The 11,617-nt window shown below is 61.3% G+C and carries 8 protein-coding genes; 1 reads left to right on the plus strand and 7 read right to left on the minus strand.

What is annotated here, in order from left to right; translation table 11 throughout:
• Positions 1 to 100: 100 nt before the first annotated feature.
• The 5 genes from purH to prmA all read right to left on the minus strand — a co-directional run bounded on the left by purH (position 101) and on the right by prmA (position 5,472).
• Positions 101 to 1,708 carry a bifunctional phosphoribosylaminoimidazolecarboxamide formyltransferase/IMP cyclohydrolase gene (purH, locus tag D8U61_RS11790; RefSeq protein WP_125926235.1) on the minus strand — a complete coding sequence of 536 codons (1,608 nt, stop codon included), beginning with the start codon at positions 1,706 to 1,708 and terminating at the stop codon, positions 101 to 103.
• An 83-nt stretch (positions 1,709 to 1,791) separates the two neighbouring features.
• Complete coding sequence (gene fis / locus D8U61_RS11795) at positions 1,792 to 2,112, minus strand: DNA-binding transcriptional regulator Fis (protein ID WP_002555375.1); 321 nt, start codon at positions 2,110 to 2,112, stop codon at positions 1,792 to 1,794.
• Positions 2,109 to 3,119, minus strand: coding sequence for a tRNA dihydrouridine synthase DusB (gene dusB / locus D8U61_RS11800; RefSeq protein WP_016771866.1), 1,011 nt, complete (start codon positions 3,117 to 3,119; stop codon positions 2,109 to 2,111). The genes fis and dusB overlap by 4 nt, the downstream gene beginning before the upstream one ends.
• A gap of 184 nt (positions 3,120 to 3,303) precedes the next feature.
• Positions 3,304 to 4,563: a DUF3426 domain-containing protein gene (locus tag D8U61_RS11805; protein WP_130926980.1), complete on the minus strand. Its 1,260-nt coding sequence runs from the start codon at positions 4,561 to 4,563 to the stop codon at positions 3,304 to 3,306.
• A 30-nt stretch (positions 4,564 to 4,593) separates the two neighbouring features.
• Positions 4,594 to 5,472: a 50S ribosomal protein L11 methyltransferase gene (gene prmA, locus D8U61_RS11810; protein ID WP_122751734.1), complete on the minus strand. Its 879-nt coding sequence runs from the start codon at positions 5,470 to 5,472 to the stop codon at positions 4,594 to 4,596.
• Between the two features lie 194 nt (positions 5,473 to 5,666).
• Here prmA and D8U61_RS11815 point away from each other — a divergent pair, with 194 nt between their 5' ends.
• Entirely contained in the window at positions 5,667 to 9,620 is a 3,954-nt protein-coding gene (locus tag D8U61_RS11815) for a type III effector 1 (protein WP_130926981.1), read from the plus strand.
• A 65-nt stretch (positions 9,621 to 9,685) separates the two neighbouring features.
• Here D8U61_RS11815 and accC read toward each other — a convergent pair whose 3' ends face one another.
• A complete protein-coding gene (gene accC / locus D8U61_RS11820) occupies positions 9,686 to 11,041 on the minus strand; it encodes an acetyl-CoA carboxylase biotin carboxylase subunit (RefSeq protein ID WP_024011424.1) in 1,356 nt (451 codons plus the stop codon).
• Between the two features lie 17 nt (positions 11,042 to 11,058).
• Positions 11,059 to 11,517, minus strand: a complete 459-nt coding sequence (gene accB, locus D8U61_RS11825; protein ID WP_016771862.1) for an acetyl-CoA carboxylase biotin carboxyl carrier protein — start codon at positions 11,515 to 11,517, stop codon at positions 11,059 to 11,061.
• Positions 11,518 to 11,617: the final 100 nt, after the last annotated feature.

Here is an 11,617-nt window from a genome sequence, read left to right on the forward strand (position 1 = left end):
TCCGCGTGGGAATGCCTCTACGGACGCTCCGCGTCCGAGGGACGCGGAGCGTCCCGGGCTGCGTGCCCACGCAGAGCGTGGGTACGATCAAGCAAAATAATCAGTGACGGAAGTGGCGCATGCCGGTGAATACCATTGCGATGCCGGCTTCATCAGCAGCAGCAATCACTTCGTTGTCACGCATCGAACCGCCCGGCTGGATCACCGCAGTGATGCCAACCTTGGCCGCGTTGTCGAGGCCGTCGCGGAACGGGAAGAATGCATCGGACGCCATGACCGAACCGGCGACCTGCAAACCGGCGTGCTCAGCCTTGATCGCGGCGATGCGGGCCGAGTTGACGCGGCTCATCTGGCCGGCGCCGACACCGATGGTCTGGCGATTCTTGGCGTAGACGATGGCGTTGGATTTGACGTACTTGGCGACTTTCCAGGCGAAGATCAGGTCGTGGATTTCCTGTTCGGTCGGCGCGCGTTTGGTCACCACTTTCAGGTCATCGGCGCTGATCATGCCGATATCGCGGCTCTGCACCAGCAGGCCACCGTTGACGCGCTTGTAATCCCAGGCAGCGGCGCGCTCAGCCGACCATTCGCCGCAGGCCAGCAGGCGTACGTTGGCTTTCGCGGCAACAATGGCACGAGCTTCTTCGCTGACCGATGGGGCAATGATCACTTCAACGAACTGGCGCTCGACGATCGCTTTGGCGGTCTCGGCATCCAGTTCACGGTTGAAGGCGATGATGCCGCCGAACGCCGACTCGGTGTCGGTGGCGTAGGCCAGTTCGTAAGCCTGACGGATGCCGCCTTCAGCGTCCGGGCTGACCGCCACGCCGCACGGGTTGGCGTGCTTGACGATCACGCAGGCTGGCTTGACGAAGCTCTTCACGCATTCCAGCGCCGCGTCGGTGTCGGCGACGTTGTTGTAGGACAGTTCTTTGCCTTGCAGCTGGGTCGCGGTGGCGATGCCGACTTCGGCCGGCCTGGCTTCCACGTAGAACGCCGCGCTCTGGTGCGGGTTCTCGCCGTAGCGCATTTCCTGAGCCTTGATGAACTGGCTGTTGAAGGTGCGCGGGAATTCGCTGCGACCTTCAGTGCTCAAGGTTTCAGCGGCCTGGTTCACGGTGCCCATGTAGTTGGCGATCATGCCGTCGTAGGCGGCGGTGTGTTCGAAGGCCTTGAGCATCAGGTCAAAACGCTGAGCGTAGGTCAGGCCGCCGGCCTTGAGGTTTTCCAGGACGTTGGCGTAATCGCTGGCATTCACCACGATGGCCACGTCTTTGTGGTTTTTCGCTGCCGAACGGACCATGGTCGGCCCGCCGATATCGATGTTCTCGATGGCGGTCGGCAGGTCGCAGCCTGGCTTGTTGATGGTTGCTTCGAACGGGTACAGGTTGACCGCCACCAGATCGATCGGCTTGATGCCGTGCTCGTTCATGATCGCGTCGTCGATACCGCGACGACCGAGGATGCCGCCGTGGATTTTCGGGTGCAGGGTTTTCACCCGACCGTCCATCATCTCGGCGAAACCGGTGTAATCCGCGACTTCCACTGCGGCAACGCCGTTGTCACGCAGCAGCTTGAACGTTCCGCCGGTGGAGAGGATCTCGACGCCCAGAGCTTCGAGCTCCTTGGCGAATTCGAGGATCCCGGTCTTGTCGGAAACGCTGATCAAGGCGCGGCGGATCGGCAGGCGGGTAGTCTGGTCGGTCATCTCAATTTCCATCAAAAGCAAAGGAAGTCAGCAAAAAAGGCGACCGTTTTTTACGCGGGCGCCTTTCTGGTTTGATTGAATGCTTACAGCAGATCGTACTGCTTGAGTTTCTTGCGCAGCGTGCCGCGGTTCAGTCCCAGCAGCTCACTGGCCTTGGTCTGGTTGCCCTTGACGTAGTTCATCACGCTTTCGAGCAGGGGCGCCTCGACTTCGGACAGCACCAGGTTGTACACATCCGTGACGGACGCGCCCTCAAGGTGGGCGAAATAATTGTGCAGCGCCTTCTCGACACTCCCGCGAAGGGTCTGGCCTTCTTCGCTCGGCGTGTTGAGGTGCTGTTTCAAATTCACGTTGTCGCTCACGGGTGTTGTTCCACTCACTAAAGTCTCGGTCATCATCGTCATGCGGCCACCCCTTCTTCGTCCCCTGTCAGGCTCTTGTAACGCTCGGCGAAGAACTCCCGAACGTCGGCGCATTGTGTTTCCGTACCATCCAAACGATTGAAACGGGCGCGAAACTCCCTGGCGCCCGGCAAGGTTGCGAGATACCAGCCCACATGCTTGCGGGCAATGCGCACGCCCATCACGTCGCCATAGAAGGCGTGAAGGGCAGCCAGATGCTCCAGCAGGATGCGTTCCACTTCGCTCAGTTCCGGCGCGGGCAATTTCTCGCCGGTGCGCAGGAAGTGATCGATCTCGCGAAAAATCCATGGCCGCCCTTGAGCGGCACGGCCTATCAGCAGGCCATCGGCACCGGTCGCATCAAGCACGTATCGGGCCTTTTCCGGCGAATCGATATCGCCATTGGCAAACACCGGGATCGACACCGCCTGCTTGATCGCGGCAATCGTGTCGTACTCGGCTTCCCCTGTGTACAGATCGGCGCGCGTACGGCCATGTACGGCCAGCGCTGTGATCCCGGCCTGTTCGGCGATCTTCGCCACGTTCAGACCGTTCTTGTTCTCGCGATCCCAGCCCGTGCGGATCTTCAGGGTGACCGGCACATCAACCGCGGCCACTACGGCCTGCAGGATCTCGGTCACCAGTGCTTCGTCTTTCAGCAACGCGGAGCCGGCGGCCTTGTTGCAGACCTTCTTGGCCGGGCAACCCATGTTGATATCGATAATCTGTGCGCCCAGCTCGACGTTGGCCCGTGCCGCGTCGGCCAGCATCTGCGCGTCGCCACCGGCAATCTGCACCGAGCGCGGCTCGGGATCGCCTTCGTGGATCATGCGCATGCGCGACTTGCGGGTATTCCACAGGCTCATGTCGCTGGTGACCATTTCCGAGACTACAAGCCCTGCGCCCAGACGCTTGCACAGCTGACGAAAGGGCTGGTCGGTGACGCCCGCCATCGGGGCGAGAATCAAACCGTTCTGCAATGTATATGGGCCGATGCGTACCGCCGACATAGGACTTCCCTGAAGTGGGGCCGGATCATGAGAGTTCGAAAAAGGGTGGGCATGATACCCGCTCTCGATGACTGGTTAAAGGCTGAATTGAACAAAATCTGAACAGTTATTCTGTTATCGCCAACGGTTTGGTGGGCTGCGATCAGTCAGAAAAATGCCGTCAATCGGGAAACGCTGAAGCGGTTCATTCCGGTGAGTGGAAGTTCAGGCTGTAATTCACCGCTTTCGGCCCCGGATCGAGAATATCCAGGGCGATGTGGATCGGCGTCTGCGGCGGCATTTCCGCCAGGCCCTCGAGATCGCCGCTCAGGTACTCGCCGGGTTTGAAGCGACGACTGGCGATCAGATGACCGTTGAGGTCGGCGAAACGCAGTTCGAGCAAGGGGAACGGCTGGGAAAACGTCGCCCGGTTGTAAATGATCGCATCGACCACCAGCGCCCCGCTGAACTCGGGATGGCTGCGCACCACCAGGTTGCTGCTCTTGATTTTGCCGATATCGACCTTGGACGGCACGGTGCAGCCGATCTGCGGGCAGATCTGCTGGAACCACGGTCGGTATTGATCCTGCCGCGCCAGTTCCTCGAAGTGATAGGCAACGTACTGAGCGGCAAGGCCGGCGGCGGCCAATACCACCAGCACCAGCCAGAGCAGGCGCCGGCCCCAGGGCGAGCGGCGTTGCTGCCAGTCCAGTTGCAGCGGGTCGTCGGTCAGATCCTGCAGGACCTCGGCGCGCACGCCGGGCTCGGCCCGTTCGCGTTTTTTGCGCGGCGAGGTGATCAATGGCAGATCGTCGTCATCGATGTCGTCGCTGGCCGAGAAGCGTTCGCGGCGGGCGGCCGGGTCAATCGGATCGTGCAGGCGCAGTTGCGGGATCGGCGGCTCGTCATCCAGATCCACCGGTTCCAGTGATAACGAGGGTTCGGTGCGCTCGGGTTCGAGGGTTTCGACGCCCTCGATATACGGTTCGACATCCGGCGCTGCGCTGCGCTCATCGGCAGGCTCGCTGAACAGGCTGTCGGGCCATGTGCCTTCGTCCGGTTCCGGGCTGTCGCGCCGGGCGCTCAAGGATTCTTCGCGGGTACGGCCGAATTCTGCGACCGGCTGGATTTCGCGCTGTTCGAGGCGGGCGAGTTCTTCGTCCAGATCGAGGCTGTCCAGATCCAGTTCCGACGCGCTCCATTGCTTCTGGCTGATGGCGCGCGGTGCGGGGATCTGTTCGACGACCGCAGAATCGCTGACAGGCGCGGGCGCTTCAGGCAGCGCTGGTGCGAGCGGCGTCACCGTGTCCTTGCCAGAATGTTGCTCGAGCAGCTGCTTGGCGGCATTGAACACTTGCAGGCAGGAGCCGCAACGAACCACACCACGCGCCACGCTCAACTGAGCATGGTTGACGCGGAAACTGGTCTGGCAATGCGGGCATTGGGTGACGAAACTGTCGGTCATGCGGCGATCCGGTTCAGGCAAGCGGTCATTTTAGCGCCGACGCCCGGTGATGCGCACCCAGCCGTCGCGATTGGCGATCGGGTCGAGCTCGAAGTCCTGCGCATAAGCTGCCGCTACTTCTTCGCCCTGCTCGGCGAGAATGCCCGACAGCGCCAGGCGCCCACCGCTCTTGACCAGGCTGGACAGCTGCGGTGCCAGCGACACCAGCGGGCCGGCGAGAATATTGGCCACCAGCACGTCGGCCGGAACCGGCGGCAGATCCTCGGGCAGGTACAGCGGGAACAGCTCATCGGCAATGTTGTTGCGCCCGGCGTTGTCGCGCGAGGCTTCCAGTGCCTGTACGTCGATGTCGGTGCCCACGGCTTCCTTGGCGCCGAGCAGCAGGGCGGCAATCGCCAGAATCCCCGAGCCACAGCCGAAATCCAGCACGTGGCAGTCTTTCAGATCCTGACCGTCGAGCCATTCCAGGCACAGTGCGGTGGTCGGGTGAGTGCCGGTGCCGAACGCCAGGCCCGGGTCCAGCAGCAGATTGACCGCGTCAGGCTCGGGTGCGGCGTGCCAGCTCGGCACGATCCACAGGCGCTGGCCGAAACGCATCGGCTCGAAACCGTCCATCCAGCTGCGTTCCCAGTCCTGATCTTCGATGACTTCGCTGTGGTGCTCGGGCAACGGGCTGCCGGTCAGCAATTCCAGATGGGCCAGCACCGGTTCCGGTTCGGTACCGCCTTCGAACAGCGCCAGCAAGTGGGTGTGCGACCACAGCGGCGTGGTGTTGAGTTCCGGTTCGAAGATCGGCTGGTCTTCGGCGTCCATGAAAGTCACCGACACGGCGCCGACTTCGAGGAATGCGTCCTCGTAGGTTTCGGCTTGTTCCGGGGTGATGGCGAGACGGACTTGCAGCCAAGGCATGGCGGGCACCTTTGAAAATCTGTGGGGCAGCCCGAAGCTGCAAAAGCGCGCAGTTTACGCCAGGTCGCCGGCAAAGTGGACACACCGCTTGGCTGTTACACATTCGCGGCCGCGATATACATATGTATGGCCTGAGCACTTTTGTCGGCAAATAGAGTGAGCGCTCATCTCTACGCAACAAAAGGCTGGACGACATGGCGGATCAACAAGGGACTGTAGAAGAAAAACCACCGATAGCCGCTGCGTCTACGGGGTCGGTGCAGGAGATCCTCCTGCGCATCACGCGCTGGCAGGTGATGATCGACAAGCGCTTGAACAGCCAGATGACGTTGCTCGAGGCGCTGGAGCATTTCGCATTGACTGAACTGCGCAGGCATTACCCGGACGGCCATTTCGCCCCGGGCTTTGTGGTTGCCCTGCTTGACGCCATTCTGCAAAAGCTTATCGACGGCCGGCCAGTCATGTTCCTGGCGCTCCAGGACGCGCCATTTCGCTGGCCTGGGGGCGCCGATCCCGGTTTGCCGTCCAGCCGTCATGAGCATGTGATCCGGACGGTGGATAGCGTTTCGTTGCACTTCCTCGACCAGTACAAGAAATACCTGCGAGAACATTGGGCGACAAAGGGGCGGGAGGCGTTGTTCGATCGCCTGATCAAACGCAAGCTGCGGCGCTATATCAAGGACATCGAGTTGCTGTTGCGCCGTGACCAACTGGCGGGCCTGACACTGGATCAATTGCGCAGCAAAATCGACCGGGTTCAGGCCCGCAGCACGCGTCGGTATCGATTGACTGTCCTGGCAACCGGTGCAGAGAAAAAGATTCTCGAGGCGCATTCCTTTGCGCAACTGCCGTCATGGATGAAGGCGCTGAAGGAGCCGGATCGCGCCTTGTTGCGTGATTATCAGGAGCAGACCTCACTGGCCCAGGCAGCACTTGATGACCTGCTGCTGGGCTACGGCTCGTTGCGCGACTTTGCCCGCCAGCAGGCCATCGAATACATTCAGCTCAAGCTCGACATGACGGTTGAACCGGACCGGATCGACGTGCGGCTCAGATGGCGCTCGGCGGTCGGTGAGCCGACCCACAATCGCAGCCTCAGTGACCTGCTGGCATGCGGGCCGATCGGACAGGACTTCGCAGCGGTACTGGAGATCAGCAGTCCTGCGCCATTGCGCAACCAGTCACTGAAGCCGACATTCATTGCCGACATGCTGGCGCAACAGGATTATCCGGCGGACTACCTGCGCGTTCTCGCCGAACAGTACGAGCGTATAGAGGTGCAAAAGGCACTTGTCGACTGGTTTGCCGCACGGCTTCGGCAGAGCGCATTCGTCGCGCGCTGCGCAGCTCATCTGTCGGACTCCGACCATGAGCGTCTGGAGCAGATGTGGTCTGGGCAAACCACAAAGAAACCGTTGCAAGTGGCCGCATTGACACTGCCCAACGGCATGCAATGCGCCGATCTTCTGGTGTTCTACCAGGCAGAGACTGAGCAAACGGTGAATAACCTGGTGCTGTACGCGCCCAACAAGCCGGACGGTCAGGAGTGGGTCCGGTTGCCTTCGATCGCGGCGTTGACCGGCGAAGTATGGAGCTGGACACAGAGCGAATCCGGTCGCGAGTATCTGTTGCAACAGCTTTCGCCGGCTGCACATCACCCTGCACGGGATTATCTGTTGGCCGCTGCGGCCAGCCCCGCTCTCTGGGGCATGCAGAGTGACCTTCGCCGAGCGCCCCTGCCGTTCACCGAATGCGTCGAAGCCGCTGCAAAAATGGGCCTGGCCAACAACCTGCAGCGGGTCGAGCAGGACAACTCGCTTCGCTGGTACACGACGCTCGGGCTCGAGGCTCGCCGGCGCATCAGCAGTCTGAATCAGGAGCTGATCGTTCATCAGCAGGTGTTCAACGAGCTGCTGGGCGGTTTCGAGGTTTTTGTCGATTTCGCCAGGCGCACGGTAGCCGCAGCGATCACGCCCTATATGCGCAGCAAGAACGTGCTGGAACCGGTCGATCCGGCCACCGTGTTGATCGATTACAACCCTGGCGTCGCCGACCGCAGGAAGCAGCAGGTAGCCACGCTGCTCGACCTGGCCATTCACGGCTACGATGACAACTCCGGCATCGAACATCCGAAAAAAGGCGTGCGATCGTCGGTTGGCCAGGATCTGAGCCAGGTGCGCAGCGCCGATCTGGCGCTGTATCTGCGCCGGGCGTGGCTGGGTGAAAAATACGCCAGCGAGATCCGTGGCAAATATCTCGACCCGCGTGATGCTGCCTATGAACCGCGTCGTTTTGCCTACCGCAACGTGCTGCTGTCAAAGATGGACCGGGATTTGCGCGTGGCCAGAAGTCAGGCGCGATTGAGCGACGCGGTGTATTCAGCGCTGGTCCGTCAGGTCTCTCTGTTGAGCCAGGTGCCAGCGCCGGATACGCATTTTCCGGGCGCGAGCATGGTTGAAAGTGACGGCGTGTTCAGGTTCACCGTGCGCCATCACGTCGTGCTCGGGGTTTATGTCCTGACCTCGTTCAACCCCGAGCCGTCCTGGTGGCTGTACACGCCTGATGCGCCCGACGGCATTGTGGTGCGTGCGTATCAGTCGCTGTTCGGCGACATCGCAGGCGCTTTGCATGACTACTTGATGGCGCGTACGCCGGTCGCCGCCCGCAGCATCGTGTCGCGCACCCTGTATGCGATTGCGGCAAAAAAACAACGCGTCGATACGCTGTACGAAGCGCAGCGCCTGATTGACGCGCGCAGCGAGTTCAACGCGTACATCGAGCGCGCGGTCACGGATGTGCAGGACATCACCACCAGCCGCGCGCAAATGATCGAACGCCAAGTGGTCAAGGGGCTGATGTTTGCAGCTGCACCGTTTTGCATGGTGTTCCCTCCGTTTGCCTTGCTGCTCGATGTCGTGTTCATCGCCGTCAGCGCCGGTCAGGCGGTCGCTGCGCATCTGGAGGGTGACGTCGATGGCGCGCTCGGCCACTGGCTGGAGGCGTCGTGGGGCGCGTTGTTCGCTATGGTCGGCGCCGGCAGTGCGATCAAGTGGCTGGGCGGTGCGGCCAGAAGTCTGAAGCACACCATGCGGCCGGCCTCGTTGTTGTCAGAGCGTCTGAACACCGTGGCTCCGCTGCGCAGGGAAGCACTGCCGGCGATCCGGGAAGTACGCTTCCATGCCAGGCAGGCCGTCAGCAAGGCGCCCGAGCGTTTGCAAAGGGTGACCGAAGAAGGCGTCTTTTTCGGCACATGGCGCAGTCCGCCCAGCGCTGCGCAGCCGCAACCGGCCTACTACATTCGCAACAAGGGCAAGTATTTCCTGGTCAGGGAAAATCCGCATTTTGGTGGGCTGAGCCTGGTCGATGCCCGTCGCCCGACCGCCATCTATCAGCAACCGATTCGGCTTGCTCCGGGGGGCAAGTGGACACACGCCAGGGTCGGACTCACGGGTGGCAACGTGCGCAACCTTGGGCGCGTGAGCGATTTGAATGATGCTTTTCCTGGAGGTGTCAAGCCCGTGCTGAACCGCGGCGCGCTGCAGGGCGAAGCGGTGGTGGCGCATTTTCGTCCCGGATCGCCAGATAACTATCTGTTTTCGTTGAATGCGCAGAGTTGCGTCATCGCCTCGCTGTATAACCCGACGACAAGGGTGGGGGCGGTCATTCATTTTGATCACAATATTCGCCCGTTGATCGAGCGAAGTGTCACGCAGGTGCTGGAGCGTCTGGGGGGCGCACCGCAGAACATTCGCGCCACGCTGGTAGGTGGCGACTGGCTGTCGGCGGGCGCTGACATCGGCGGTCCGGTCAGGCGCGTGTTGCGCGAACAGGGCCTGCAGCCGACCTGGGATTACTGGTCGTACTCGTCGTGCCTGGGCAACAGCTATGGCGTGGTGCTGAATCTGAACAATGGAGTCTCGAGAGTGTTCAAGCATTCCTCTGGTCAGATTGGCAGGCTGTACGACCCGCTTATCGCCAGATCGAGCTATGCCAAGGACGGGCTCTCGGTACGTGCCCGACACTTTACGAGGCGGTTCACCCGCAGGCCGTTACATGAAAACGCCGCAGGAGCGGTGGTCGATGATGCCGGCCTGCGGGCATCTGCCGCAATGGTCGAGCAGCAGGCGTTCTCCACGGTAATGCTCTGATGGGTTTGTTGCAGGCATAAAAAAACCCGATCCGCAGGGATCGGGTTTTTCATGCCGCTTCAGCCTTACGACTGTTTGGCCAGCTTGTGCTCGAGGTAGTGAATGTTCACACCGCCCTTGCAGAAGCCTTCGTCACGAACCAGGTCACGGTGCAGCGGGATGTTGGTCTTGATCCCGTCGACCACGATTTCGTCCAGGGCATTACGCATGCGTGCCATGGCTTCGTCGCGGGTTGCGCCGTAAGTGATCAGCTTGCCGATCAGCGAGTCGTAGTTCGGTGGCACGGCATAACCGCTGTACAGGTGCGAATCGACGCGAACGCCGTTGCCGCCTGGAGCGTGGAAATGCTTGACCGTGCCCGGGCTCGGCATGAAGGTCTTCGGATCTTCAGCGTTGATCCGGCACTCCAGCGAGTGACCGCGGATGACCACGTCATCCTGAGTGAACGACAGCTTGTTGCCAGCGGCGATGCTGAGCATCTCCTTGACGATGTCGATACCGGTGACCATCTCCGAAACCGGGTGCTCCACCTGAACACGGGTGTTCATTTCGATGAAGTAGAAACGGCCGTTCTCGTAGAGGAACTCGAAAGTACCGGCGCCACGGTAGCCGATGTCGATGCATGCCTTGACGCAGCGAGCCAATACTTCCTGGCGCGCCTTCTCGTCGATGCCCGGTGCCGGTGCTTCTTCGAGAACCTTCTGGTGACGACGCTGCAGCGAGCAGTCGCGGTCGCCCAGGTGGATGGCGTGGCCCTGGCCGTCGGACAGTACCTGCACTTCGACGTGGCGCGGGTTGGTGAGGAATTTTTCCAGATAGACCATCGGGTTGCCGAACGCCGCACCTGCTTCGGAGCGGGTCAGTTTCGCCGAGGCGATCAGGTCTTCTTCCTTGTGCACCACACGCATGCCGCGACCACCACCGCCGCCGGCGGCCTTGATGATCACCGGGTAGCCGACTTCACGACCGATGCGCAGCGCCGTTTCTTCGTCTTCCGGCAGCGGGCCGTCAGAACCCGGAACGGTCGGTACGCCTGCTTCGATCATCGCGTGCTTGGCCGATACCTTGTCGCCCATCAGGCGAATGGTGTCGGCTTTCGGGCCGATGAAGGCGAAGCCGGAGTTCTCGACCTGCTCGGCAAAATCGGCGTTTTCCGCGAGGAAACCGTAGCCTGGGTGAATGGCGGTAGCGCCGGTCACTTCTGCGGCAGCGATGATGGCCGGAATGTGCAGGTAAGACTGAGCGGCGGACGCCGGGCCGATGCAGACGGATTCGTCTGCCAGACCCAGGTGCATCAGCTCTTTGTCGGCCTTGGAGTAAACGGCGACGGTCTTGATGCCCATCTCTTTGCAGGCACGCAGAATCCGCAGGGCGATCTCACCGCGGTTAGCGATCAGAACTTTTTCCAACTTCGCAGTCATCAAAGGCTCTCCGCGGTTCAAACGATGGTGAACAGCGGTTGGTCGTACTCAACCGGCTGGCCGTCTTCGACGAGGATGGATTCGATCACACCGCTGGTTTCAGCTTCGATGTGGTTCATCATCTTCATGGCTTCGACGATGCACAGGGTGTCGCCTTTCTTCACGGTCTGGCCGACTTCAACGAAGGCTGGCGAGGTTGGCGAAGATTTGCGGTAGAAGGTGCCGACCATCGGCGAACGGGCCACGGTGCCGTTCAGCGCAGGTGCAGCAGCGGCAGCCGGAGCAGCGGCAGCGACTGGCGCGGCAGCAGGGGCAGCGGCCGGAGCCTGCATCGGGGCTGGCGCGTAGTACTGCTGCGCCGGGGTCTTGCTGTGACGGCTGATGCGTACGGACTCTTCGCCTTCCTTGATCTCGAGCTCGTCGATGCCGGACTCTTCCAGCAATTCGATCAGTTTCTTAACTTTACGGATATCCATGAATCATCAACTCCCAAGGGTCGGTCAGGGGCGTATAGCTTGGTGTTCAAGCTGCTCTAGTGCGGCCTCCAGGGCCAGTCGGTAACCGCTGGCGCCAAGG

This window comes from Pseudomonas sp. Sample_14, from assembly GCF_004307515.1.
Classification (GTDB): domain Bacteria; phylum Pseudomonadota; class Gammaproteobacteria; order Pseudomonadales; family Pseudomonadaceae; genus Aquipseudomonas; species Aquipseudomonas atacamensis.